Raw genomic sequence first — 25,174 nt, 5'->3', positions numbered from 1 at the left:
CACCCCCCAGGTCATCCGATCGACAGGGGGCAACAGTCATGCCGGGCCCGGAGGCCAGCGGCCCTCTTGCAGGACCGCGAAGAAGATAACGGGGGTGTCCGGCGGGGGCCTGGGGCGGGGGCCGGATCCCCGGGCGGCGTCCGGACCGGGTCCAGGGGGCGTCCGAAGGGGCCTGGGCGCGCAGCGGATCCCGGGCGGCGACCGACGGGGCCAGCGGGCGACCCGGTCCCGACCGGACCTTGGGCGGCGTCCGGCGAAGGCCCGGGTGCGCAACGCATCCCGGGGCGGCCGACAGGGCCTGGGCGGCGTCCGACGGGCGCCGACCGGCGGTCGTACGCCTCTCAGCCGTACGCCGTCTGCCGGCCGCCCGGGATCTCCGCGAGCGGTACCGGGCGCCGCTCGCTGCGGGAGCGCTCGCAGGCCTCGGCGATCCGCAGGGCCTGCAGTGCCTCCCGGCCGTCGCAGGGGTTGGGCCGCTCGCCGCGCACGACCTCCACGAAGGCGTTCAGCTCGGCCTCGTAGGCGGGGCCGAAGCGCTCCAGGAAGCCCGTCCACGGCTTGTCCGCGGGCGGCGGGCCGGTCGGCTCGGTGGACGCGAGGGGCGTCCGGTCGTCCAGGCCGACCACGACCGTGTCGCGCTCCCCGGCCAGCTCCATGCGGACGTCGTAGCCGGCGCCGTTCAACCGGGTCGCGGTCGCCGAGGCCAGGGTGCCGTCGTCCAGTGTGAGCAGCGCCGCGCCCGTGTCGACGTCCCCGGCCTCCCGGAACATCGCGGGACCGCGGTCCGAACCGGTGGCGTACACCTCGCGGACCTCACGGCCCGTCACCCAGCGCAGCACGTCGAAGTCGTGGATCAGCGTGTCCCGGAACAGCCCGCCGGACAGCGGCAGCCACGCGGCCGGGGGAGGGGACTGGTCGCAGGTCAGGGCCCGCACGGTGTGCAGCCGGCCGAGCCGGCCGGCGCGGACGGCCTCCCGGGCGCCGGCGTAGCCCGCGTCGAACCGCCGCTGGAAGCCCATCTGCAGGATTGTCCCGGCCGTCTCCACCTCGGCGAGCGCGTGCAGGGTGCCCGGCAGGTCCAGCGCGATCGGCTTCTCGCAGAAGACCGGCAGACCCGAGCGGGCCGCCCGGCCGATGTACTCGGCGTGGGCCGCCGTCGCCGTGGTGATCACCACGGCGTCCACGCCCCACCGGAAGATCTCGTCGACGCCCGGCGCCGCCGTCTCGCCCAGCCGGTGCGCCAGCTCCTGCGCCCGCGCCGGCTCCGCGTCCGTGAGGATCAGGGATCCGACCTCGCGGTGGCGGCTGAGCGTCCTCGCGTGAAGGGCGCCGATGCGGCCCGTACCGATGACCCCGATGCGCATGGAAACAAAGTGAGGGCGGACCCCGTACCCTGTCAATGTGTATGTCCGGACAACCGGACTACACGACTTCCCGTCAACCGGGCACCGGACTACGCTCGGGCCCGTGCCGAAACCAGATGTGGACCCGACCGTGTCGCTCGACCTCCGTGTGGACCGAAGCTCCCCGGTGCCGTTGTACTTCCAGCTCTCCCAGCAGCTGGAGGCCGCCATCGAGCGGGGCAGCCTCACCCCGGGCAGCCTGCTGGGCAACGAGATCGAGCTGGCCGCACGGCTCGGCCTGTCCCGGCCCACCGTCCGCCAGGCCATCCAGTCCCTCGTGGACAAGGGGCTCCTCGTGCGGCGCCGGGGCGTGGGGACCCAGGTCGTGCACAGCCAGGTCAAGCGCCCGCTGGAGCTGAGCAGCCTCTACGACGACCTGGAGGCGGCCGGGCAGCGCCCGGCGACGAAGGTTCTCGTCAACACGGTCGTCCCGGCCTCCGCCACGGTCGCCGCCGCCCTGGGGGTCGCCGAGGGCAGTGACGTCCACCGCGTCGAGCGGCTCCGCCTCGCGCACGGCGAACCGATGGCGTACCTGCTCAACCACCTGCCGCCCGGCCTGCTCGACCTCGACACCGACCAGCTGGAGGCCACCGGCCTGTACCGGCTGATGCGCTCCGCCGGGATCACCCTGCACAGCGCCCGCCAGTCCATCGGCGCCCGCGGCGCCACGGCCGCCGAGGCCGAGCGCCTCGGCGAGTCCGAGGGAGCCCCGCTGCTGACCATGCAGCGCACCACCTACGACGACACCGGCCGCGCGGTCGAGTTCGGCGACCACACCTACCGCCCGGGCCGCTACTCCTTCGAGTTCCAGCTGCTCGTACGCCCCTGAGCGACCGCCCCGCTTCGTCGCAATGTCCGGACAAGGCGACCCCTGGGGGCTCCCCCGGTCGTGTCACGGGTGTTCCCCGTGTTCGATACTGGAGTGTTTGGGGCCGCTGACGCGATCGACGGCCCCTTGCGCATGGAAGAACACGGCAAGAAGGGCACGGCCTCGTGGCACGGTTTCGGACCTGGGTAGGCATAGCGCTGGCGGGGGCACTCTCCGTGTCCCTGGCGGCGTGCAGCAGCACCGGAGGCAAACGGGCGGAGGACGCCCGCAAGGCCGCCGCGGCCCAGGGGCGGGCGGCGGTGAACACCCCCCGCTGGACCTTCGCGATGATCACCCACTCGGGAGACGGCGACACCTTCTGGGACATCGTGCAGAGCGGTGCCAAGCAGGCCGCCGTCAAGGACAACATCAACTTCCTGTACTCGCACGACGACGAGGCCCAGCAGCAGGCCCAGCTGGTGGACGCGGCGGTGGACAAGAAGGTCGACGGCATCATCGTCACCCTCGCCAAGCCGGACGCCCTGAAGGCCGCCGTGGCCCGCGCCGAGAAGGCCGGCATCCCGGTGGTCACGGTGAACTCCGGCTCCGACGAGTCCAAGGCCTTCGGCGCGCTCACCCACATCGGCCAGGACGAGACCATCGCCGGCGAGGCCGTCGGGGACGAGCTGAACGAGCGCGGGAGGAAGAAGGCCCTGTGCGTCCTGCACGAGCAGGGCAACGTCGGCCACGAGCAGCGCTGCGACGGCGTCGCCAAGACCTTCCACGGCTCCCTGCGCAAGCTCTACGTCAACGGCACCAACATGCCCGACGTGCAGTCCGCGATCGAGGCCAAGCTCCAGGCCGACACCTCCATCGACTCCGTGGTCACCCTGGGCGCCCCCTACGCCGACACCGCCGTGAAGGCGAGGACGGACGCGGGCAGCAAGGCCGAGATCGACACCTTCGACCTCAACGCCAAGGTCGCGGCCTCGCTGAAGGACGGCACGCTCGGCTTCGCCGTGGACCAGCAGCCGTACCTCCAGGGCTACCAGGCCGTCGACCTGCTGTGGCTGTACAAGTACAACGGTGACGTCCTCGGCGGCGGCAAGCCGGTCCTGACCGGCCCGCAGATCATCACCAAGGACCAGGCGTCCGCCCTCGCCGAGTACACCGAGCGGGGCACCCGATGAGCGCGGTCACCGACGAGAAGACGTCGGACGAAAGGATTCTGCGGACCTCTCCGCTGCGGAGGCTGCCGGCCCGCCCCGAACTCGGCTCGGTCGTCGGCGCCCTCGCCGTCTTCGTCTTCTTCGCCTTCGTCGCCGACGGCTTCCTGCGCGCCTCCAGCCTCAGCACGGTCCTGTACGCCTCCTCGACCATCGGGATCATGGCCGTACCCGTGGCCCTGCTGATGATCGGCGGCGAGTTCGACCTCTCGGCGGGCGTCCTGGTGACGTCCTCCGCGCTGGTCTCCTCGATGTCCAGCTACCAGATGACGGCGAACACCTGGGTCGGCGTGGGCGTGTCCCTGCTGGTCACGCTGGCCATCGGCGCCTTCAACGGCTTCATGCTCACCCGCACCAAACTGCCCAGCTTCATCATCACGCTGGGCACCTTCCTGATGCTGACCGGCATGAACCTCGGCTTCACCAAGCTGATCGACGGCACCGTCTCCACCAAGACCATCGCCGACATGGAGGGCTTCGCGAGCGCCCGCACCGTCTTCGCCTCGACGATCGAGGTCGGCGGCGTCGACGTCAAGGTCACCATCCTGTGGTGGCTGGGCCTCGTCGCCCTCGCCTCCTGGATCCTGCTGCGCACCCGCACCGGAAACTGGATCTTCGCCGTCGGGGGCAACGAGGACGCGGCCCGCGCGGTCGGCGTCCCGGTCGCCCGCACCAAGATCGGCCTCTACATGGGCGTCGCCTTCGGCGCCTGGATCTCCGGCCAGCACCTGCTCTTCTCCTTCGACGCCGTCCAGTCCGGCGAGGGCGTCGGCAACGAGCTGATCTACATCATCGCGGCCGTCATCGGCGGCTGCCTGATCACCGGCGGCCACGGCAGCGCGATCGGCTCCGCCGTGGGCGCCCTGCTCTTCGGCATGACCAGCAAGGGCATCGTCTTCGCCGAGTGGAACCCCGACTGGTTCAAGTTCTTCCTCGGAGCGATGCTGCTCCTCGCGACCCTGCTCAACGCCTGGGTCAAGAAGCGCGCGGAGGCCACCAAGTGACACTCGTGGAGCTGACCGACGTCAGCAAGCACTACGGCACCGTCCGCGCCCTGGAAGGGGTCTCACTGGAGGTCCACGCGGGGCAGATCACCTGCGTCCTCGGCGACAACGGCGCGGGCAAGTCGACGCTGATCAAGATCATCGCGGGCCTGCACCGGCACGACGGCGGCACCCTGCGCATCGAGGGCGAGGAGACCACCCTCTCCTCCCCGCGCGACGCCCTGGACCGGGGCATCGCCACGGTCTACCAGGACCTCGCCGTCGTCCCCCTCATGCCGGTCTGGCGCAACTTCTTTCTCGGCTCCGAGCCCCGCAGGGGCACAGGCCCCTTCAAGCGCCTCGACACCGACCTCATGCGCCGCACCACCCGCGAGGCGCTCCTGCGGATGGGCATCGACCTCCGCGACGTCGACCAGCCCATCGGCACGCTGTCGGGCGGCGAGCGCCAGTGTGTCGCCATCGCGAGGGCCGTCCACTTCGGCGCGAAGGTCCTGGTCCTGGACGAGCCGACGGCGGCCCTGGGCGTGAAGCAGTCCGGTGTGGTCCTGAAATATGTGGCGGCGGCACGGGACGAGGGCCTGGGAGTCGTCTTGATCACCCACAATCCGCATCACGCGTACCTGGTGGGCGACCGTTTCGTGTTGTTGCGGCGCGGCACCATGGTGGGCCATCACACACGGGACGAGATCACCCTGGACGAGCTGACGAAGCAGATGGCGGGCGGAGCCGACCTGGACGCGCTGGTCCACGAACTGCAGCGAACCTGAGGACGCGCACCCCCCGCCCTGCGCGGCACTCGGTGTGAGCGTGCGGCAGAATCGACCAACGATGAGCACCTACCGCGACCTCACCGCCCCCATCGGCTCCCGCCGAGCCCCGGTCCTGCGCACCGTCGGCACCCGGGAGCGCAGGTCCCACCTGACCGCGCCCCGGGTGCCCACGGTCGGTATCGACATCGGCGGCACCAAGGTCATGGCGGGTGTCGTGGACGCCGACGGCAACATCCTGGAGAAGCTCCGCACGGAGACCCCGGACAAGTCCAAGAGCCCCAAGGTCGTCGAGGACACCATCGTCGAGCTGGTCCTGGACCTGTCCGACCGGCACGACGTGCACGCGGTCGGCATCGGCGCCGCGGGCTGGGTCGACGCCGACCGCAACCGCGTCCTGTTCGCCCCCCACCTGTCCTGGCGCAACGAACCCCTGCGCGACCGCATCGCCGGCCGCCTCGCCGTACCGGTCCTGGTCGACAACGACGCCAACACCGCCGCCTGGGCCGAGTGGCGCTTCGGCGCCGGCCGCGGCGAGGACCACCTGGTCATGATCACCCTCGGCACCGGCATCGGCGGCGCCATCCTGGAGGACGGCCAGGTCAAGCGCGGCAAGTTCGGTGTCGCCGGAGAGTTCGGCCACATGCAGGTCGTCCCCGGCGGGCACCGCTGCCCCTGTGGCAACCGCGGCTGCTGGGAGCAGTACAGCTCCGGCAACGCGCTCGTCCGGGAGGCGCGCGAACTGGCCGCCGCCGACTCCCCGGTCGCCTACGGGATCATCGAGCACGTCAAGGGGAACATCGGCGACATCACCGGCCCGATGATCACCGAGCTGGCCCGCGAGGGCGACGCGATGTGCGTGGAGCTGCTCCAGGACATCGGCCAGTGGCTCGGCGTCGGCATCGCCAACCTCGCCGCCGCCCTCGACCCCTCCTGCTTCGTGATCGGCGGCGGTGTCTCGGCCGCCGACGACCTGCTCATCGGCCCGGCCCGGGACGCCTTCAAGCGCCACCTCACCGGCCGCGGCTACCGCCCCGAGGCCCGCATCACCCGCGCCCAGCTCGGCCCCGAGGCCGGCATGGTGGGCGCCGCCGACCTGGCCCGGCTGGTCGCCCGCCGCTTCCGCCGCGCCAAGCGGCGCCGGGTGGAGCGGTACGAGCGCTACGAGCGGTACGTCCAGGGCCGCCGCGACCAGGACACCGCATGACCTCGTCGCTGCCCCACCAGGGCGGCCCGCCGGACGAGCCGCGGCGGCCCGCCGAGGACCCCCGGCACAAGGCGAAGCGGCGGGCCCTCACCCTGCTGATCATCGTCCTGCTCATCGGCGTCCCGGCCGGCTACCTGGTGATCTCCGCGAACCAGAGCCGCAACAGCGGCAAGGACAAGGAGGCCAAGTACTCGGCGACCGGCCTCACCCCGGGCTGGCCCTCGAAGGTCCAGCGCCGCCTGTACCAGGTGACCGTCCCGCACCCCGCCGACGACGTCGCCTACTACGAGACGAACAACTGGAAGACCAGCCGTCTCTACGTCCAGTTCCGCACCAACCCCGCCGGCCTGGACAGCTTCCTGGGCACCATGGGCGTCCGCCGCGACCAGCTGAAGAAGAACGAGATCGCCGTCGGCGAACGCGACCGGAAGGTCAGCGGCTGGACCTTCGGCGGCCCGGGCCCGTGGTACGGCCTGACCCACGAACAGCGGAACCCGGCACCCACCCAGGACGTGGTCGTCAACCTGTCCGACCCGCAGCTGCCGATGGTGTTCGTCGTCTCCCGCACGGTGCCGTAACCGGGGCCCCGACCGGCCCCGGAGCCGATTGTCAGACCCCGCCCGTAGAGTCGGAGACGAATGATCCGGGACACGGGCGGGAGGCGGCAGGACGTATGAGCGGCACGGCTGCGCAGGCCGAGCGCACAGGGGGTTCCCCGCAGGCGGGGGCCGGGCACCGGGTGCCGGTGCGCCTCGCGTCCGTCTACCTCCCCGCGCCCCTGCCCCGCCAGGGCCGCCTCGCCTTCTGGGACCCCGACGGCGCCCCGCTGCCCGAGAGCGCCGGTGCGACCGCCGAGGAACTGACGGTCGTCCGGCCGCACGGCCCCGGAGTGCGCCGACGGCAGGTGCCCGCCCTGACCCTGCCGCTCGCCGACGCCCTGCCGCTGCTGGTCCGCGCCCGGCGCGACCCGGCCGCCCACCCGGCCACCGCCTGCTGGGGCGCCGCCGCCCTGCACGCGCTGCGGCTCGTCGCCCGCGGACGGCTGCTGCCGGGCCTCACCCCGGGCGGCCACGACGCCTGGCGGGCCGGCCCGCTGGAGCCCGGGGACATCGCCCACCTGCGTGCCGTCGCCGCGGCCCTGCCCGCGGAGGGCCACGCGGTGCCGCTATCCGGCCCGGGCCCGCTGTGCCTGCCCGAGCCGGAGGCCCTGGTCCGCTCCTTCCTCGACGCGGTCGCCGACACCCTGCCCCGCACGCCCGCGGCCCCCTTCACCGCCGGCCGGCCCTACGCCGCCCGCGAGCCCCAGCACCTGCCCGACGCCCACGCGTGGGCGGCGGAGGTCGCCGCCGGGATGGACGCGGGCGTGCGGATCTCGCTGCGGCTGGACCTGTCCGCGTACGACGTGTTCGACGCCGGGGCGCGGGAGGGGACGCGTGCCGCGGGGGCGGCGATCGTGCAGGTGCACAGCCTCGCCGACCCCACGCTGGTGGCCGACGCGGCGGCGCTCTGGACGGGCGAGGCAGGCGCGGCGTTCGGGCCTCGCGCGCGCGTGGACGCGGCCCTCGCCGTCCGGCGCGCCGCCCGGGTGTGGCCGCCCCTGGACCGCCTCGCCGAACAGGACGTGCCCGACGTCCTCGCCCTCACCGAGGAGGAGCTGGGCGAACTGCTCGGCGTGGCGGCGGGCCGGCTGGCCGCCGCCGGGGTCGCCGTCCACTGGCCCCGCGACCTCGCCCGCGACCTGACCGCCACGGCGGTGGTCCGCCCGGCGCCCGGCTCGGCGACCGACGGCACCGGCTTCTTCGAGAGCGAGGAACTGCTCCGGTTCCGCTGGCAGCTGGCGCTCGGCGGCGACCCGCTCGGCGAGGCCGAGATGGACGCCCTCGCCGAGGCCCACCGCCCTGTCGTACGGCTCCGGGACCGCTGGGTGCTGGTCGACCCCGCCCTGGTCCGCAAGGCACGCAAGCGCGAACTCGGACTGCTCGACCCGGTCGACGCGCTGTCCGTCGCCCTCACCGGCGAGGCCGAGGTGGACGGCGAGACCGTCGACGTCGTCCCCGCCGGCGCGCTGGCCGCCCTCCGCGACCGGCTCACCGCCGGCCTGCACCCCGCCACCCCGCCCCCCGGCCTGAACGCCGTCCTCCGCGACTACCAGCTGCGCGGCCTGGCCTGGCTCGACCTCATGACCTCCCTCGGCCTCGGCGGCTGCCTCGCCGACGACATGGGCCTCGGCAAGACCGTCACCCTCATCGCCCTGCACCTGAAGCGGGCCCGCACCGAGCCGACCCTCGTCGTCTGCCCGGCCAGCCTCCTCGGCAACTGGCAGCGGGAGATCACCCGCTTCGCCCCCGGCGTCCCCGTCCGCCGCTTCCACGGCCCCGAGCGCACCCTGGAGGACGTGACCGGCGGCTTCGTCCTCACCACGTACGGCACCATGCGCTCCACCGCCGAGCAGCTGGCACGGCAGCCCTGGGGCATGGTCGTCGCCGACGAGGCGCAGCACGTGAAGAACCCCTACTCCGCCACCGCCAAGGCGCTGCGCACCATCCCGTCCCCCGCGCGCGTGGCGCTCACGGGCACCCCCGTGGAGAACAACCTCTCCGAACTGTGGGCCCTGCTCGACTGGACCACCCCCGGCCTCCTCGGCCCGCTGAAGTCCTTCCGTGCCCGGCACGCCCGAGCCGTCGAGAACGGCGAGGACGCGGAGGCCGTGGAGCGCCTCGCCCGCCTGGTCCGGCCCTTCCTGCTGCGCCGCAAGAAGTCCGACCCCGGCATCGTGCCCGAGCTGCCGCCCAAGACGGAGACCGACCACCCGGTGCCGCTCACCCGGGAGCAGGCCGCGCTGTACGAGGCGGTGGTGCGCGAATCGATGCTGGCCATCGAGACGGCGCAGGGCATGGCGCGCCGGGGCCTGGTGCTGAAGCTGCTCGGCGCGCTGAAGCAGATCTGCGACCACCCCGCGCTCTACCTGAAGGAGCAGCCGGACCCCGACCGCCTGGCCGCCCGCTCCGGCAAACTCGCCCTCCTGGACGAGCTGCTGGACACCCTCCTCGCGGAGGACGGTTCGGCCCTCGTCTTCACCCAGTACGTCGGCATGGCCCGCCTCCTCACCGCCCACCTGGCCGCCCGCGCGGTCCCCGTCGACCTGCTGCACGGCGGCACGCCGGTACCCGAGCGCGAGCGCATGGTCGACCGTTTCCAGAGCGGCGGCACCCCGGTCCTGGTGCTGTCCCTGAAGGCCGCCGGCACCGGTCTCAACCTCACCCGCGCGGGCCACGTCGTCCACTTCGACCGCTGGTGGAACCCGGCCGTCGAGGAACAGGCCACGGACCGCGCGTACCGCATCGGGCAGACCCAGCCCGTCCAGGTCCACCGCCTGGTCACCGAGGGCACGGTGGAGGACCGCATCGCCGAGATGCTCGCCTCCAAGCGCGCCCTAGCCGACGCGATCCTCGGCTCCGGGGAGGCCGCGCTCACCGAACTCACCGACCGTGAACTCTCCGACCTGGTCTCCCTGCGGAGGACGCCATGACCGGCTCCGACGCCCCCCGCCCCGCGGACGCCGCCCGCCGCGCCCTGCGGGCGGCCCGCCGACACGCCGACGCCGACGGCACGGAGAGGGAACCGGGGGACCTGCCGCCGCGAGTGCCATCGGATGCCGGTGCCGGTGCCGGTGCCGGTGAGGCCGGCGGTGCCGGTGAGGCGGGCGGTGTGGTGCGTGGGGCGCTGCCGGACTCCGGCGGGCTCGGGGCGGAGGAGCCGACGCGCGGGGTGCCGTCCGGTGCCGGCGGTGGTGAGGTGTCGTCCCGTGAGGGCGCGGCGCGGCCCGGGGACGTGGCGCGGGCGGCGCTCCGGGCCGCCTTCTCCACGCGGCGGGGGGACGCGTCGCCGGCTGACGGCGGGGGGCCGGCGGGTGACGTCGCCGACCCGGTGGCGGGCGAGGAACAGGAGCCTCCGGCGCGTGCCGTGACGGAAGCGGGGACGGGTGGGTCGGGTGCGGCTGGTTCCGGTTCGGCCGGTGCGGGTGCGGCTGGTTCCGGTTCGGCTGGTGCGGGTGCGAGTGTGGCCGGTTCCGGTGCCGTCGGTTCCGGGGTGGCTGGTGCGGGTGCGGCTGGTGCGGATGTGGCTGGTTCCGGGGTGGCGGGTGCGGGTGCGGCCGGGTCGGGTGCCGCTGGTTCCGGGGCGGCCGGTGCCGATGCCGGCGCTGGTGTCCGGGGTGCCGGTGCCCCGGGAGGGCGTCCCGGTGACGCCGCGCGGGAGGCGTTGCGCGCGGCCCGCCGGGAGGCCCTGCGGGCCGAGGCGGCGGAGCCCCGGCGTGCGCGGCGGACACCGGCGCCTTCCGGTCCCGCGGCGCCCGCGCCGGAGGGGGAGACCCGGGCCACCAGGGCCAAGGCCGCGCAGGAGATGCGGCACTACTTGGCGACCGCCTTCCGCATGCCCACGTGGACGGACACTTCCGACGAGCCGGAACATCACGCTCACGACACCCCCGCCGCCACCCACAACCCCGCTCCCGCCGAGCCGACCCCGCCGACGTCGGCTCCGTCGTCCCCGGCCCCCACCTCGGTCACCCCTGCCACCCCCCACACGCCCCCCACCATGGCCACCCCCCACCGCGACACCGAACTCCGGCGCACCTTCCCGGCGTTCGCGGTGCGGGAGCGGGCGGGGCAGGAGACCCCGTTCGCCGGGACCTGGTGGGGGAACGCTTGGGTGGCGGCGCTGGAGCGGGGGGCGCTGGACGGCGAGCGGCTGGCGCGCGGACGGGGCTACGCGGAGCGGGGGCACGTGGACGCGATCACAGTCACCCCGGGGCTGGTGCTGGCCTATGTGCGCGGAAGCCGGCCCCGCCCCTACCGGGTGCAGGTCCGGGTGCGGACCCTGGGGGACGAGGACTGGGAGAGGTTCCTCGACACCGCGGCCGACCGGCCCGGGCACATCGCGGCGCTGCTCGACAAGGAACTGCCCCACTCGCTCGCCGACTGCGGTGTCCCCCTGCTGCCCGGACCCGGCGACCTCACCCCCCGGTGCAGTTGCCCGGACTCCGGCCACCCCTGCAAGCACGCCGCCGCCCTCTGCTACCAGACGGCCCGCCTGCTCGACGCCGACCCGTTCGTGCTGCTCCTGCTGCGCGGCCGGGGCGAGAAGGAAATCCTGGACGCGCTGTCCCGGCGCAGCGCCGCCCGTGCCGCCCGGGAAGCACAGCCGCAGACCCTGCCCGGCGTCCGGGCCACCGAGGCCCTCGCCGCGCGTGAACGCCCGCCGCTGCCCCCGCCGGCGCCGGTGCCCCCGCACCCCGGGCAGCCCCCGGTCTATCCCTCGGCACCCGGCGGCCCGGACCCCTTCGCCCTGGACCAGCTGGCCACCGACGCCGCCGCCCGCGCCCACGCCCTGCTCGGCACCGGACGCGACCCGGTCGGCGAGCTGACCCTGTGGCAGGACGCGGTGCGGCTCGCCGCGGCCCGCCCCGGTTCCGGGCTGACCGCGGCCACGCGGGCGCTGTACGCCACGCTCGCCGACGCCGCCGGCCGCACCCCGGCCGACCTGGCGCGTGCCGTCGCCGCGTGGCGGCAGGGCGGCCCGGCCGGCCTGGCCGTCCTGGAGGAGCCGTGGGACCCGCCGGCCGGGCGTTTCGACCGGGCCCGCCCGCTGCTGCTCGCCGCCGACCTCCCGGCGTTCCGCCCCTGGCGCAACCGGCTCACCCACCCCCGCGGCCACGTCCAGCTCCGCCTCGGCCGCGACGGCCTCTGGTACGCCTACGAGTCGGAGCCCGGCCAGGACGACTGGTGGCCCCGCGGCACCCCGGACCTCGACCCGGTGGGCGCGCTGACCGGGCTCGGCACACCCGACGACGCGCGGTGAACGACACCCGCTGAAGGATGCCCCGCGCACCGCCGGCCGGCCGTGATCAGCCCTGCCGCGCGTACCGGTTGCGGGGTCTCGGCAGGCCCAGCCGCTCGCGCAGGGTCCCGGTGCCGTACGCGCTGCGGAACGCGCCGCGGCGGCGCAGTTCCGGGACCAGCCGCCGGGTGACCGCGGTGAGGTCGTGCGGCAGCGCGCCGGGGCGCAGACGGAACCCGTCCAGTCCGGCGGTGCGCCAGTCCAGCAGCAGGTCGGCCAGTTCACCGGGGGTGCCCGTGAAGACCAGGGCGTCCGAGGTGTACTCCGCGCCGTCCAGCGCGTCCAGGCGCTCCTTGCGGCGGGCGGCGGCGCCGGGCTCGTCGTCCAGGAAGACGACCAGGTCCGCGAACCTGCGCAGCGGCCGGTCCCGCAGGTCCCGGCCCTCCCGGTCGGCGGCCTCGTCCACCTGCGCCAGGACGGCCTTGGCGCCCGCGCGGTCGAACGGCGTCACGAAGACGACGTCGCTGCCGCGCGCCGCGAACTCGTACGGCGTCGAGGCGTGCGCGAGGCTCGCCACCACCGGCTGGCCCTGCGGCGGGCGCGGGGTGATCGAGGGGCCCTTGACGCTGAAGGAGGCCCCCTCGAAGTCGATGTGGTGCAGCTTGTCGCGGTCGAGGAAACGGCCCGTGGCCGTGTCCCGTATCTCCGCGTCGTCCTCCCAGCTGTCCCACAGCCGCCGGGCCACCTCCACCACGTCGGTGGCCTCCGCGAACAGCGGGCGCAGCCGCGCGGCGATCAGCTCGGGGTCGCGGAGGTCGTCGTCGGTCAGCTGCGGGGTCGTGCGGCGGCCGAAGTGGGCGGCGTCGGCGGCACGCGCGGCGATCTGCGGACGCCAGCCCGCGCGGCCCTCGCTGACATGGTCGAGGGTGGCGATGCCCACGGCGACGTGGAAGGGCTCGGTGTGGGTGACGTTGACCGTGGGGACCAGGCCGATGTGCGTGGTGAGCAGGGCGAGATGGGAGGCGAGCAGGGCCGCGTCCAGGCTGCCGCGGACCTGGTCGGTCCGGTCGTCGGGACGGTGCGGTGCGGCGGACTGCGGGCCGAGCGCGTCCTCGAAGGTGACGAGGTCGACCAGGCCGCGCTCGGCTTCGGCGACCAGGTCCGCCCAGTACCCGGGCGTGAACAGGGCGCCGGGCCGGGCTCCGTCGGACCGCCAGGCCGCGGGATGCCAGCCGGCGCCGTCCAGGGCGACGGCGAGGTGCAGGGAGTCGTCGTTCACGATGCGCTGCCTTCCCGTGGGGCCGAAGCGGCTGCGGACGTGCGCCCGGTGCCCGGCAGCCCGGGCAGGCCGAGGTGGTCCCGCAGCGTCGTGCCGGTGTAGTCGGGGCGGTGGACACCCTTCTCCTGGAGCAGGGGCACCACCCGGTCGACGAAGTCGTCCAGGCCGCCGGGCGTCAGGTGTGTGGCGAAGACGAAGCCGTCCGCGCCGTCGGTCTGCACGAAGTGGTCGATGGCGTCGGCGACGGTGTGCGGGCTGCCGACGAAGGTCTGTCCGCCGTGCACCTCGATGACCAGTTCGCGGATGCTCAGCCCGCGTTCCCCGGCGAGGGCCCGCCAGCGCCGGGCGGTCTCGGCCCGGCCCGTGCGGAACACGGAGTGCCCCTTCAGGACCAGTGAATCCGGTTCGGGGTCGATGTCGGGCAGCGGGCCGTCCGGGTCGTACGCGGACAGGTCGCGGCCCCAGACGGCCTCCAGGTGGGCGATCGCGGTCTGCGGGCTCACCTGGGCGCGGGTGATCTCGTCGGCGTAGGCCGCGGCCTCCGCGTCGGTGTCGGCGACGACGACCGTGGCGGTGGGCATGATCCGCAGGTCGTCCGGTGACCGGCCGTACCGGGCGAGCCGGCCCTTGACGTCCCGGTAGAAGGCGCGGGCCTCCTCCAGCCGGTTGTACTTGCTGAACACGACCTCGGCGTCCGACGCCGCGAAGTCACGGCCCGCGTCGGACTCCCCGGCCTGGATGACCACGGGGTGCCCCTGCGGACTGCGCGGGGTGGTGAACCGCCCGGCGATGTCGAAGTGCCCGCCGTGGTGGACGAACTCACCGGCCCCGGACCGCACGAACCGCCCGGCCACCGGGTCCGCGGGAACGTCCCCGGCGGCCCAGCTGTCCCACAGCTCACGCGCCGTGGCCAGGAACTCGGCGGCGCGGGTGTAGCGGTCGGACTCGGCGAGGAAGCCGCCGCGGCGGAAGTTCTCCCCGGTGAAGGCGTCGAAGCTGGTCACCACGTTCCAGCCGGCCCGTCCGCCGCTGAGGTGGTCCAGGGTCGCCAGCCGGCGCGCCACCTCGTACGGTTCGTTGAACGTGGCGTTGACGGTGGCGGCGACCCCGAGCCGTGTGGTGGCGGCGGCCAGGGCGCTCAGCATGGTCAGGTTGTCCGGGCGACCGGCCACGTCCAACTCGTAGACGACGCCCTTGTGTTCGCGCAGTCGCAGTCCTTCGGCAAGGAAGAAGAAATCGAACTTCCCGCGTTCCGCGGTCCGCGCGAGGTGCACGAAGGAGCCGATGGCGATCTGGCTCCCGGAGCGCGGGTCCGACCAGACGGTGACGTTGTGGATGCCCGGCAGCTGGGCCGCGAGATGGATCTGTTTCGGCACGATGCTCCTTCTGAAGCGCGGGTCTCAAGTACGGGGCCTGAGTACGGGGTCTCGCGCGCGGGCCTCACGCGCGCGCTTCCGAGCGCAGGGGAACGGCCCCGGGCACGCGCGGTGACCGGCACCGCGCGTGCCCGGGGTCCTCGACAACGGTCCGGGCGGGTCAGCCCGCGGACACCTCGGGGAGCTGCCCGACGTGTCCCATGCGGTAGCCGACTCCGCGCACCGTGATGATCCAGCGGCTGGAGCCGAGTTTCGCCCGCAGGCTGCTCACGTGCGTGTCGATGGTGCGGCTGGTGCTCACCCAGTTGCTGCCCCAGACCTTGGCCATCAGCTCCTTGCGCGAGACGACGGAGTCGGGCCGGGCGGCCAGGGTGTAGAGCAACTCGAACTCCGTGGCCGTCACGTCGACGACACGGTCGCGCAGCCGCACCTCCCGCGTCCGCGGGTCGATGTGCAGCGGCCGGAGCGAGATGCTGTCGGCGCCGACGGAGTGCGGGCGGGTCCGCCGCAGCACCGCTTCGATCCGCGCGCCGATCTCACGTGGACTCCAGGTCCTCAGCACACAGTCGTCCGCTCCCGCCTTGAGCGCGAGCACTCTTTCCAGTTCGTTGTCCCGGTGCGTGCAGGCGATCAGCGGAATATCGCTTTCCGCCCGCAGCGTGCGGCAGACCTCCAGTCCGTCGATGTCGGGCAGGTCCAGGGACAGCAGGACCAGATCGGCGTCGTGGTAGGAACGCAGGATCCGTGACCCCCGGTCGACGGTGTGGGCGGCATAGCCCTGCCGACGCAGATCACCCGCCGTAGTCTCGGCCGCGGTGGCGTCCGGCTCTACGACCAGCACTTTCTTCACGCTCCCAGGCCTTTCGCTCCGGCGTCCGCCCAATAGCCCGCGGCATCGGCGCCGGCCGCGGCCAGCCCCGTGGCCGGCGCGGGAACGGCGCCGGGAGCGCCGTGCAGCTGCTGGTAGGCGTACGCTGCCGAGACCATGGTCATGTGGTGGTGCCAGCCGGGGAAGGAACGGCCCTCGAAGTCGAGCACCCCGTACCCCTCCCGCAGCGTGGTGACGGTCCGGCGGGCGAGGGCCTGGCTCCGGGCCAGTGCGAGGACCTCCTCCACGCCCCGGTCCATCAGGCTGGTGACCCAGTACCGGGCGGGCTGCCCGCCGTCGGCGGAGACCTGTTCGAGGACGTGGTACGTCCGCGAGACGCCGTCCTTGGCGGCCCCGCGCTGGGACAGACGGACCGGCCCCGTGTACACGTTGACCCGTACGGCCCGGGAAACTCCCTGCTCGGTCGGGCGCAGCAGCACATGCGGCTGCCGTGCGTGCGGTTCCTCCATCAGCTCCCCGACGGTGATCACCCTCGGGGAGGGACGTCCGACGAGGACGATCTGCCCGGAGTCGACCTCGCACACGAAGTCGAGGCCCCGGCGGGCGAGTCCGGCCATGACACCGCTCGCGTCGTCGCACCGCTGGGTCAGGTTCAGCACCCAGGGCGCCGTGGGCAGCGGCGGGTGCGCCGCGGTGACCCCGGCGGCGAAACCGAGGACGAACGCCCCCACGGGGCGCCCGGTCTCCGTGTCCGGTATCCGTGCACGGCGCCTGCGCAGATCGTCCCAGTCCCAGGCTCCGTCGAGGACGAGGCTCCAGTCGACGGGGAAGCACCGGGTGCCCGTCGACAGGAAGAGCACCACCCCACGCTGGCAGTTGACGGTGCGTCCGGTCGCCTGGTCCAGACGACGGTGCACCCCCACCGAGTGCTCGCCCTGCTTCGGGATCAGGAGATCGGCGACCGTCCAGGCGTACGCCGGCCGGTGCGCCGCGATGGTCCGGCCGAGCGCGCGGCGCACCGGTTCCCAGCCCCAGGTGCTGCTGTTGATGAACTGGTGCAGACCGTGGGCCGCGCCGGTCGGCAATAAACCGGCCTCGGCCATGCGCCGCGGGGTCTTCTTGCCGGGGGTGTGGATGAGTCCCCACAAGTAGGCCCTGGCCCAGCGGCGTTGTTCCGCCCGGTGCAGCGGATTGAATACGCTTTCAACAAACGTCTGTATGCGCTCGCGATCCCCGGCAGCGACGCGCACTCCCAATGACGACATGTTGAACTACGCCCCCTCGCAGTCGTGTCGCCCCACTGTGTTCGTGTGGTTGTACGGACAGTCGTACGAGGGATAAAGCTACCGGCTGCATCGCCATTTTCACGCCTTGTGCTGTCACTTTGACATTTCGGCCGCTGACCTGCGGAAACGCGGTCGGGGGAGGGATGGGGCCGGAAGCGGTCGGGAGGCCCGGGAAAGCCCTTGCGACCCTCCCGCCACCTGCGGAGAACGACCGGTTTCCACTGGTCAGGAGGCGTGAACCGGGCATTCCGCCGGCGGCCCGGGCCGCCGGCGGAGAAGGTCCGAAAGAAAGCCCACGTACCCTCACCGGTGTGTGAACATCACATTGCGCGCCGTCGCGCCGGGAAGCCATGGCGGCGCGCGGCGAGCACCACGGCCAGCACCGGCCCCAGGAGCAGCAGCACCGTCCAGGGGAACGAACCGCTGCCCGTCGCGTCGAGCAGCACGCCGCCCAGCACGCCGCCGCCGGCCATGGCCACGTTCCAGAGCGTGACGAGCATCGCCTGCGCGGCGTCGGCCTGGTCACCGCCCGCGTCGCCGACGGCGGTCTGCAGCAGGGTGGGCAGTCCGCCCCAGCCCAGTCCCCACAGGGCGGCGGCGACGTACACCAGGGGGCCGCCGTCGCCCAGCACCGCGAACAGCGCGGCGGCGGCGGCCACCAGCAGCGTGCTGGCGACGGTCAGCGCGCGCAGCCGGTGCTGGATCCGGGCGCCCACGATCCAGATGCCGAGCAGCGAGGTCGCACCGAAGGCGAGCAGGACCAGATCGGTCTGGCCGCCCATGCCCAGGTCGTCCAGGAAGGTGGCGATGTACGCGTACAGCACCGTGTGGGCCAGCACGAAGACGAGCGTGACGAAGAGCACCGGGCGGACGCCCGGGACACCCAGCGCCCGCAGCATCCGGGGGCGTTCGCCTCGCCGCTGGCCCGGGTGGTCGGGCACGGCGGCGGTGATCCACAGCAGCAGCACCACCGTGAGCGCCGTCATCGCCAGGAACGCCACGCGCCAGCCGAGGGCCTGGCCGAGGAAGGTCCCGGCGGGCACGCCGAGGGAGAGCGCCACCGGGATGCCCGCCATGGCGACGGCGATGGCCCGGCCCTGGAGGGGGGCCGGCGCCATGCGCCGCGCGTAGCCGGCGAGCAGGGCCCACGCGAGTCCCGCGGCGACGCCCGCGAGGAAGCGGGCCACCATCGTCAGGCCGTAGACGGACGACAGGGCCGTGACCGTGTTGGCCACGGCGAAGCCCGCGACGGCGGTGAGCAGCAGCCGCTTGCGCCGCCAGCCCGCGGTGGCCGCCGTCAGCGGGATCGCGGTGAGCGCGGTGCCGATGGCGTAGATCGTGACCGTCTGCCCGGTCGCGGACTCGCTCACCCTCAGGTCGTGGCTCATGTCGGGGAGCAGGCCCGCGGGCAGCGTCTCGGTCAGGCTGGTGATGAACACCGCGGTGGCCAGGGCGAGCAGCGCGAGCATCGGCAGTCTCTGCCGCGGCTCCTCGCCCGCCCGCCCGGTGGGCGGCGCGGCACCGGGGGCGGCAGCGGCGGCGGTCTCGGGTGAGGCGCTCATGGGGGTGTACTCCGTCTCTGCTGGTGCGATGCCCGTGGGTCACGGCCGGGGGAGGGGGCCTGCCGTGACGCCGCCGGGCACACCCGGCAGCCGGACATCCGGGGAGTCACGACTGTGCGCGCGGCCGCTTCGGGAATGCTTCGGAAAGCCTTCGGGAACGCTTCGGGACCGGTGCCGGAACGGATCGGGCCCGGTACGGAACCGGAACCGAGCGGACGCATTACGGAACGGGTACGGTGGTGCACATGCGGTTAGGGGTGCTCGGACCACTCGCGGTGTGGGACGACGACGGGGAGCGGCTTCAGGTCCCCGAGACCAAGGTGCGGGCGCTGCTGGCGGATCTGCTCGCACACGACGGCGGCCCCGTCTCCGCGGACCGGCTCATCGACGACCTGTGGGGCGACCGCCTCCCCGGCAATCCGGCGGGCGCGCTGCAGGCCAAGGTCTCGCAGCTGCGCCGGGTGCTCGGCCGGGAACGGCTGCTGCGGCAGCCGCCGGGGTACGGGCTGCGGCTCGACCCCTCCGACGACGTGGACGCCGACCGCTTCGGCCGGCTCGTCACCGAGGCCCGTTCCGTCGCGGACCCGCGGACGCGGGCCGACCTGCTCACCGAGGCCCTCGGACTGTGGCGCGGACCGGCGTACGCGGACTTCGCCGACGAGGAGTTCGTCCGCGCGGCCCGGGAGTGCCTCGCGGAACAGCGGCTGGCCGTGCTGGAGGAGCGGGCCGAGGCCCGCCTGGCGGCGGGGGACCACCTGCTGCTCGCCGGCGAACTGGCCGCGCTCGTGGCCGAGCATCCGCTGCGGGAGCGGCTGCGGGCGGTGCAGATGCGGGCGCTGTACCGGGCCGGCCACCAGGGCGAGGCCCTCGCGTCGTACGAGGACCTGCGCACCCGCCTCGCCACCGAACTCGGCGCCTGCCCCGCCCCCGTCCTGAGCGCCCTCCACCAGGCGATGCTCCGTCAGGACCCGGCCCTGGACGCGGCGCAGCCGTACCCGGGTTCCTCGCGGGGGGCGCGGGTGTACGCGAGATCAGCGCAGGGGGTGCCGCCGCACGCCGCTTCACTGAAGGGTGCGTCGCCGCCCGTGGGTTCGCCGGCGGGGGCGCCGCCGCACGCCGCGCCCCCGCACACCGGTCAGACCTCCGCCGCGCCGCCGCCCGCGCCGCTGACGAACGCCGGGCCCGCACACACCGACCCGCGCCACACCGACCGGCCGCGGGCCGCCGCGGACACCCCCGCCGACCCGCAGCACGTCGGCGCCCAGCATGCCGGTCCGCCGCAGGCCGCGGCCGTGCCCGGCGCGCCCCCGTCCGCCCCGTCGGCGCCGCCGCCGCCCGCCGCGCCCCCCTCCGCCCCGTCCGCCGCGCCGGCCCCGCACCCCGGAGTCCCGCAGGTCGCCGTCCCGTCGGCCAACCTGCCCGTCCCCCTCACCGCGCTCATCGGGCGGGAGGAGGCGCTCGGGCTGATCTCCCGGATGCTCGGGCGGCAGCGGCTCGTGACGCTCACCGGGCCCGGCGGGGTCGGCAAGACCCGCCTGGCCGTGGCCGCCGCGCAGGACGCGGTGACCGGGGGCGGGGGGCTCCCCGACGGGGCCTGGTTCGTGGAGTTCGCGGGGGTGCGCAGCGCCACCCCGGACGACCTCGCCGGCCTCGTCGCCGCGACCCTCGGCATCCGGGACGACGCCCCCTCCGCCCCGCCCGCCACCGGCACCGGAGCCACCTCCCCCGTGCACCGGCTGACCGCCGCCCTGCGGGACCGCCGTACCCTGCTGGTCCTGGACAACTGCGAGCACGTCGTCGCGGCCGCCGCCGAGCTGGTCGCGCTGCTGCTGCGCAGCGCCCCGCAGCTGCGCATCCTCACCACCAGCCAGGAACCGCTGGCCTTGGCCGGCGAGGCCGTGTTCCTGGTCGAGCCGCTCCCCACCCCGGACGCGGTACGCCTGTTCACCGAGCGGGCCGCCGCCTGCGCCCCCGGCTTCCGGCTCGGCGCGGGCGAGGGAGCCGAGCACGCCGCCGTCGCCGAGATCTGCCGCCGCCTGGACGGCATTCCGCTCGCCCTGGAACTGGCGGCGACCCGGGTACGCGCCCTGGGCGTGCGGGAACTGGCCGCCCGCCTCGGCGACCGGTTCCGGGTGCTGACCTCCGGGCAGCGGGGCGCGCCCGCCCGCCAGCAGACCCTGCGGGCGATGATCGACTGGAGCTGGGAGCTGCTCAGCCCGCCCGAACGCCTGGTCCTGAGCCGCCTCGCCGTGCACCGCGACGGCTGCGGACTCGACGCGGCGGAGGCGGTGTGCGCGGGCGAGGGCGTGGCCGGCGCCGACGTGCTCGACCTCGTCACCCGGCTGGTGGAGAAGTCCCTCGTGGTGGTCACGGACGGCCCCGCCGGCCCCCGCTACCGCCTCCTGGAGTCCGTCGCCGCCTACGCCGCCGAGCGGTTGCGCGAGTCCGCCGACGAGGCCGCGGCCCGCGAACGCCACCTGCGCCACTACCTCGCGCTCGCCGAACACGCCGAGCACCGGCTGCGCGGTCCCGAACAGCGGGACTGGCTCACCCGCCTGGACACCGAGGCGTGCAACCTGCGCGCCGCCCTCGACGAGGCGGTACGGCGGGCCGCCGACGGGCGCAGCGAGGAGGCCGTACGGCTCGCCACCGCCCTGTCCTGGTGGTGGCTGCTGCGCGGCCGGCTCACCGAGGCCCGCCGCGCCCTGGCCGCCGTCCTCGCGGCCACCGCCGGCCACTGCGATCCGGAACTCGCCCTGCTGCACGGCGGTTTCGTGCTGCTGACCGGGGAGCGCACGGTGACCTGCCGCGCCGACGCCGTACCCGACCGCGTGCGCCGCGCCCGGGCGCTGTGGCTGAACGCCTACGGCCGGTTCGGCGTCGGCGACCTGGACGGCAGCCGCGCGCTGAACACCCGCGCGCTGCTGCACTTCGAGGCCGCGGACGAGCAGTGGGGCATCGCCGCGGCGCTGGGCCTGCGGGCGGCGCTCGCCCTTGTCCGCGGCGACCTGGACGGCCTGGCCCGCGACGGACGGCGCAGCCGCGCCCTCTTCCGCGAACTGGGCGACCGCTGGGGGGAGCTGCAGACCGTCTCACCGCTCGCCGCGCTCGCCGAGATCAAGGGGGAGTACGCGCAGGCGGCGCACCGCCAGCACGAAGGGCTGCAGATCGCGCGGGAGTTGAGCCTGGAGGCGGAGGTGTCGGCCCGGCTGTCCGGACTCGGCCGGCTCGCGCTGCTCGCCCAGGACTTCGACCGCGCCCGGGAACTGCACGAGCAGGCCCGTCGTATCGCCGTCGAACAGGGCTACAAGTACGGCGAGATCCACGCCGACATGGGCCTGGCGCTCGGCGCCCGGCGCTCCGGGGACATCGACGCGGCCGAGGCGCACCTGCTGCGCATCCGCGACGCCCACGCCGACGTCTCCTCACCGGCCGGTGACCACCTGCTCCACGCCGAACTCGGGTTCATCGCCGAACTCCGAGGCGACGCCGCCCGGTCCGCCGCCCACCACCTGCGCGGTCTGCGCATCGCCCGCTGCCTGGACGAGCCCCGCGCCCTCGCCCTGTCCCTGGAGGGCCTCGCCGGCACGGCCGCGTTGTGCGGGCACCGCTCCGGCGCCGCCTGCGCGGCCCTGCTCCTCGGCGCCGCCCACGCCGCGCGCCGCAGCGTGGGCGCGCCCCTGCCGCCCGCGGAACGCGGTGACGTCGACCGGATCACCGCGGCGGCCCAGGACGTCCTGGGCGGGCGGGCCTTCACCGAGGCGTTCGAGCGCGGGGCGTGGCTGAGCCCCGCCGAGGCGGAGCGCCACGCGCGCACCGCCCTGGCCGCACTCGCGGACAAGGCGGCCTGAACCACACCGGGGGTCAGCCGCCGCCGGTGCCGGAGAGGGTGGCGGCGCCCAGGCCCTGGGAGGCGGTGCTGATGACGCCGTCCAGGACGTCGCGGGAGCGGACCAGGTCGGCGATCATCCGGTCGAGCCGGTCGCGTTCCGCGGTCAGCTCGTCCACGAGCCGGGGGGTCGCGCTCGCGCTCGGTGTGCCGTCGCCGTCGCGCATGCACGGCAGCAGCTGGGCGATCTTCTTGCTGTTCAGGCCGGCGGCGTAGAGCGCCTGGATGCGGATGACCCGGTCGACGGCCCACTCGCCGTAGTCGCGGTGGCCGCCGGGGGTGCGCTCGGACGTGAGCAGCCCCTGGGCCTCGTAGTAGCGCAGCGACCGCTCACTCACCCCGCTGCGCCTGGCCAGTTCACCGATCCGCATCTTCCAACCCCCTGTCCTCAGGAAGGACTTGAATCTCACACCGGTGTCAGCTTCTAGCGTAGCGGTGCGACGAACATCGAGCCGTCTACGGAGGAAGTCCCATGAGTGACCTGACCGGCAAAGTGGCGTTGGTGACCGGCGGCAGCCGCGGTATCGGCGCGGCGGTGGCGAGGCGGCTGGCCGACGCGGGTGCCGCGGTCGCGCTGACCTACGTGCAGGCGGAGGACCAGGCCCGCGGGGTCGCCAAGAGCATCGAGGAGAGCGGCGGCAGGGCCGCGGTCATCCGGGCCGACCTGACCCGGCCGAACGACGCGGCCGAGGCCGTGGAGCAGACGGTGCGCGAGCTGGGCGGCATCGACATCCTGGTGAACAACGCGGGCTTCCTCGCCTACGGCCCGCTGGACGAGGTGACCACCGAGTACCTGGACAAGGTGCTCGCCGCCGACGTCCGGTCGGTGTTCCTCGCCGCCCAGGCCGCCGCCCGGCACATGGGCGACGGCGGCCGGATCATCAGCATCGGCTCCTGCTTCAACGGCCGCGTCCCCGCCGGGAACTTCGTCCTCCAGGCGATGGCCAAGACCGCGCTCGTCGGCCTGACCAAGGGTCTCGCCCGGGAGCTGGGGCCGCGCGGGATCACCGCCACCGTCGTGGACCCGGGCCCGATCGACACCGACATGAACCCGGCCGACGGCGACTCCGCCGAGTGGCAGGCCTCCCTCACCGCCCTGGGCCGCTACGGCGAGGCCGAGGACATCGCCGCCGCGGTGGCCTACCTGGCGGGCCCGGCCGGCCGCTACATCACCGGCACCGCCCTCGCCGTGGACGGCGGTTACACCGCCTGACGGATCCCGTCCCGTACGACGGCCCCCGAACCGCCCCCGCCGGCCCAGCCGGCGGGGGCGGTTCTTTATTCAAAGACAAACAACAAGTGGTTCCCGGAATGGTCCGAGCCTGAGAATCATTCGCACTTCTTGCCGGGCGTGACATTCCCTGACAGCCCTTGACACAGCTCTGACAGAGCGGCCATCGCTTCTTTGCACGAGGTCGCGCAGCATGTTCCGTGTCGAAAAGGAAGCAGCTTCCGGAAAAGGAGGGAACGCAATGGCTGAATCAGAGAACGAGGGCAGCCTTCCGTATCTGCCCCGTCTGTCCGACGCGACCCTGCGCGACTCCGCCCACATGGGAGGTGTCGAATTCGGTCCGAAGGACGCCACGGTCATCTCCGAGCTGTTGGTGAGGACCGGTATCGACCTGGTCGAGGTCGGCATGGTCTCCGGTCCCAACTCCAAGGACGCCGACCTGGTGCTCGCCACGCACGAGGCGATCGGGCCGGAGCGCAGCATGACCCTCGTGGTGGTGCGCGACCGCGAGCAGGTCGGGAAGGCTCTGGACGAGGCCGAGCGCCTGGGCGTGCGGCACATCATGTACTCCATCCCCACCTCCGAGCAGCACGCCAAGCTGAAGCTCGGCTCGCCCAGCGCCAAGTTCCTGCAGGTGTTGGCACGTTCGGCGATCGAGCAGGCCAAGGAGCGCGGCTTCCACGTCACCTTCAGCGGTGAGGACGGCGCCCGCACCCCCAAGGGCCGGCTCGTGCCCTACGTCACCTCCGGCTTCGAGGCCGGAGCCGACCGGTTCCGGCTCGCGGAGACCGTCGCCTACCTCTCGCCCTGGCAGATGGAGGAGGTGATCTCCGACCTCACCGCCATCGACGGCTCCGAGATCGAGATCCACTCCCACAACATGCTGGGCATGGCCGTCGCCAACTCCCTCGCCGCCGTCCGCGCGGGAGCCAAGTGGATCTCGGCCACCGTCGGCGGCATCGGCGAGCGCGGCGGCAACGCCCCCCTGGCCGAGCTGCTCACCTCGCTGCGCGTCATCCACGGCGACACCCGCTTCGACCTGACCCACCTCACGGAGCTGTCCCGGGCGGCCCTCAAGGGCGCCGGTCTCGGCAGCGCCTTCCAGTCCGGCCCGACGACACCGCACGCCTTCGCCTACGAGCTGCCGGGCCAGCTCAGCAACCCGGAGGCGTACGAGACGCTGCCGGCCGAACTCGTCGGCAACACCCGGGAACTGCGGGTCCGCACCCGCCTCACCCCGGCCCTCGTCAAGTGGGCGCTGGCCGGCTCGGGCATCGACGTCGACACCGAGGCCTTCACCGCCTGGCTCGTCCGGCGGCAGGAGAGCAACGGCGCCCCCGTGCTGGACCAGGAGGCGGTCCGCAAGGCCGCCATCGACTTCCAGGCCGCCTGAGCGCGTCCCGCACGGCGACCGTACGAAGCTCGCCCCTTTCTCTCACCCCTCACTCTCCACCTTCCACTCTCCACCC

The 25,174-nt window shown here is 74.0% G+C and carries 18 protein-coding genes; 11 read left to right on the top strand and 7 right to left on the bottom strand.

From position 1 onward, the window contains the following. Window positions 1-341 precede the first annotated feature (341 nt). Entirely contained in the window at window positions 342-1,364 is a 1,023-nt protein-coding gene (locus ACZ7N4_RS37395) for a Gfo/Idh/MocA family protein (RefSeq protein WP_471368079.1), read from the bottom strand. 130 nt (window positions 1,365-1,494) lie between these two features. On the opposite strand from ACZ7N4_RS37395, the gene ACZ7N4_RS37390 reads away from it, so the two are divergent. The 8 genes from ACZ7N4_RS37390 (at window position 1,495) to ACZ7N4_RS37355 (ending at window position 12,274) form a co-directional block, all read left to right on the top strand. Then, entirely contained in the window at window positions 1,495-2,232 is a 738-nt protein-coding gene (locus ACZ7N4_RS37390) for a GntR family transcriptional regulator (RefSeq protein ID WP_471368084.1), read from the top strand. A 164-nt stretch (window positions 2,233-2,396) separates the two neighbouring features. Further along, on the top strand, window positions 2,397-3,401 hold the full coding sequence (locus ACZ7N4_RS37385) for a sugar ABC transporter substrate-binding protein (protein ID WP_471368077.1): 1,005 nt from the start codon (window positions 2,397-2,399) through the stop codon (window positions 3,399-3,401). Continuing rightward, window positions 3,398-4,441 (top strand): ABC transporter permease, encoded by a 1,044-nt coding sequence (locus ACZ7N4_RS37380; protein WP_471368074.1) that lies wholly within the window; start codon window positions 3,398-3,400, stop codon window positions 4,439-4,441. Before ACZ7N4_RS37385 ends, ACZ7N4_RS37380 begins: the two co-directional genes overlap by 4 nt. Next, window positions 4,438-5,208 (top strand): ATP-binding cassette domain-containing protein, encoded by a 771-nt coding sequence (locus ACZ7N4_RS37375; RefSeq protein WP_471368072.1) that lies wholly within the window; start codon window positions 4,438-4,440, stop codon window positions 5,206-5,208. Before ACZ7N4_RS37380 ends, ACZ7N4_RS37375 begins: the two co-directional genes overlap by 4 nt. A 61-nt stretch (window positions 5,209-5,269) precedes the next feature. Further along, a complete protein-coding gene (locus tag ACZ7N4_RS37370) occupies window positions 5,270-6,415 on the top strand; it encodes an ROK family glucokinase (RefSeq protein ID WP_471368070.1) in 1,146 nt (381 codons plus the stop codon). Beyond that, complete coding sequence (locus tag ACZ7N4_RS37365) at window positions 6,412-6,993, top strand: sugar kinase (RefSeq protein WP_471368068.1); 582 nt, start codon at window positions 6,412-6,414, stop codon at window positions 6,991-6,993. Before ACZ7N4_RS37370 ends, ACZ7N4_RS37365 begins: the two co-directional genes overlap by 4 nt. Before the next feature lie 95 nt (window positions 6,994-7,088). After that, window positions 7,089-9,944, top strand: coding sequence for a DEAD/DEAH box helicase (locus ACZ7N4_RS37360; protein ID WP_471368066.1), 2,856 nt, complete (start codon window positions 7,089-7,091; stop codon window positions 9,942-9,944). Between the two features lie 560 nt (window positions 9,945-10,504). Beyond that, entirely contained in the window at window positions 10,505-12,274 is a 1,770-nt protein-coding gene (locus tag ACZ7N4_RS37355; protein ID WP_471368081.1) for an SWIM zinc finger family protein, read from the top strand. Window positions 12,275-12,320: 46 nt separating this feature from the next. Here ACZ7N4_RS37355 and ACZ7N4_RS37350 read toward each other — a convergent pair whose 3' ends face one another. The 5 genes from ACZ7N4_RS37350 to ACZ7N4_RS37330 form a co-directional block, all read right to left on the bottom strand. Next, the gene (locus tag ACZ7N4_RS37350) at window positions 12,321-13,532 is read right to left on the bottom strand and encodes an LLM class flavin-dependent oxidoreductase (RefSeq protein WP_471368064.1); all 1,212 of its coding nucleotides are present in this window, start codon (window positions 13,530-13,532) and stop codon (window positions 12,321-12,323) included. Further along, entirely contained in the window at window positions 13,529-14,908 is a 1,380-nt protein-coding gene (locus ACZ7N4_RS37345; RefSeq protein ID WP_471368062.1) for an NtaA/DmoA family FMN-dependent monooxygenase, read from the bottom strand. The genes ACZ7N4_RS37350 and ACZ7N4_RS37345 overlap by 4 nt, the downstream gene beginning before the upstream one ends. Before the next feature lie 160 nt (window positions 14,909-15,068). After that, the gene (locus ACZ7N4_RS37340) at window positions 15,069-15,758 is read right to left on the bottom strand and encodes a response regulator transcription factor (RefSeq protein ID WP_471368060.1); all 690 of its coding nucleotides are present in this window, start codon (window positions 15,756-15,758) and stop codon (window positions 15,069-15,071) included. Beyond that, a complete protein-coding gene (locus tag ACZ7N4_RS37335; protein WP_471368058.1) occupies window positions 15,755-17,002 on the bottom strand; it encodes an IS701 family transposase in 1,248 nt (415 codons plus the stop codon). Before ACZ7N4_RS37335 ends, ACZ7N4_RS37340 begins: the two co-directional genes overlap by 4 nt. Window positions 17,003-17,343: 341 nt before the next feature. Beyond that, entirely contained in the window at window positions 17,344-18,585 is a 1,242-nt protein-coding gene (locus ACZ7N4_RS37330) for an MFS transporter (RefSeq protein WP_471368056.1), read from the bottom strand. Window positions 18,586-18,830: 245 nt separating this feature from the next. On the opposite strand from ACZ7N4_RS37330, the gene ACZ7N4_RS37325 reads away from it, so the two are divergent. Further along, a complete protein-coding gene (locus ACZ7N4_RS37325) occupies window positions 18,831-22,436 on the top strand; it encodes an AfsR/SARP family transcriptional regulator (protein ID WP_471368054.1) in 3,606 nt (1,201 codons plus the stop codon). 13 nt (window positions 22,437-22,449) lie between these two features. Here the strand turns inward: ACZ7N4_RS37325 and ACZ7N4_RS37320 are convergent, their stop codons facing one another. Next, window positions 22,450-22,845: a MerR family transcriptional regulator gene (locus ACZ7N4_RS37320; RefSeq protein WP_471368052.1), complete on the bottom strand. Its 396-nt coding sequence runs from the start codon at window positions 22,843-22,845 to the stop codon at window positions 22,450-22,452. A 101-nt stretch (window positions 22,846-22,946) separates the two neighbouring features. Between ACZ7N4_RS37320 and ACZ7N4_RS37315 the strand changes: the two genes are divergently transcribed. Together ACZ7N4_RS37315 and ACZ7N4_RS37310 are read left to right on the top strand one after the other, a co-directional pair. Then, window positions 22,947-23,687, top strand: a complete 741-nt coding sequence (locus tag ACZ7N4_RS37315; protein WP_471368050.1) for an SDR family NAD(P)-dependent oxidoreductase — start codon at window positions 22,947-22,949, stop codon at window positions 23,685-23,687. Window positions 23,688-23,946: 259 nt separating this feature from the next. Continuing rightward, window positions 23,947-25,098: an isopropylmalate synthase gene (locus ACZ7N4_RS37310; RefSeq protein ID WP_471368048.1), complete on the top strand. Its 1,152-nt coding sequence runs from the start codon at window positions 23,947-23,949 to the stop codon at window positions 25,096-25,098. Window positions 25,099-25,174: the final 76 nt, after the last annotated feature.

This window comes from Streptomyces sp. NPDC107654 (assembly GCF_055639035.1).
The sequence above is the reverse complement of the archived record's forward strand: the minus strand, read 5'-3'. Positions and strand labels throughout refer to the sequence as shown.

Excerpts from the sequence above, each read along its gene's own strand:
- ACZ7N4_RS37395 (WP_471368079.1), bottom strand. The coding sequence starts at position 1,364 with ATGCGCATCGGGGTCATCGGTACGGGCCGCATCGGCGCCCTTCACGCG.
- ACZ7N4_RS37380 (WP_471368074.1), top strand. The coding sequence starts at position 3,398 with ATGAGCGCGGTCACCGACGAGAAGACGTCGGACGAAAGGATTCTGCGG.
- ACZ7N4_RS37370 (WP_471368070.1), top strand. The coding sequence starts at position 5,270 with ATGAGCACCTACCGCGACCTCACCGCCCCCATCGGCTCCCGCCGAGCC.
- ACZ7N4_RS37365 (WP_471368068.1), top strand. The coding sequence starts at position 6,412 with ATGACCTCGTCGCTGCCCCACCAGGGCGGCCCGCCGGACGAGCCGCGG.
- ACZ7N4_RS37360 (WP_471368066.1), top strand. The coding sequence starts at position 7,089 with ATGAGCGGCACGGCTGCGCAGGCCGAGCGCACAGGGGGTTCCCCGCAG.
- ACZ7N4_RS37335 (WP_471368058.1), bottom strand. The coding sequence starts at position 17,002 with ATGTCGTCATTGGGAGTGCGCGTCGCTGCCGGGGATCGCGAGCGCATA.
- ACZ7N4_RS37330 (WP_471368056.1), bottom strand. The coding sequence starts at position 18,585 with ATGAGCGCCTCACCCGAGACCGCCGCCGCTGCCGCCCCCGGTGCCGCG.
- ACZ7N4_RS37325 (WP_471368054.1), top strand. The coding sequence starts at position 18,831 with ATGCGGTTAGGGGTGCTCGGACCACTCGCGGTGTGGGACGACGACGGG.
- ACZ7N4_RS37320 (WP_471368052.1), bottom strand. The coding sequence starts at position 22,845 with ATGCGGATCGGTGAACTGGCCAGGCGCAGCGGGGTGAGTGAGCGGTCG.
- ACZ7N4_RS37315 (WP_471368050.1), top strand. The coding sequence starts at position 22,947 with ATGAGTGACCTGACCGGCAAAGTGGCGTTGGTGACCGGCGGCAGCCGC.
- ACZ7N4_RS37310 (WP_471368048.1), top strand. The coding sequence starts at position 23,947 with ATGGCTGAATCAGAGAACGAGGGCAGCCTTCCGTATCTGCCCCGTCTG.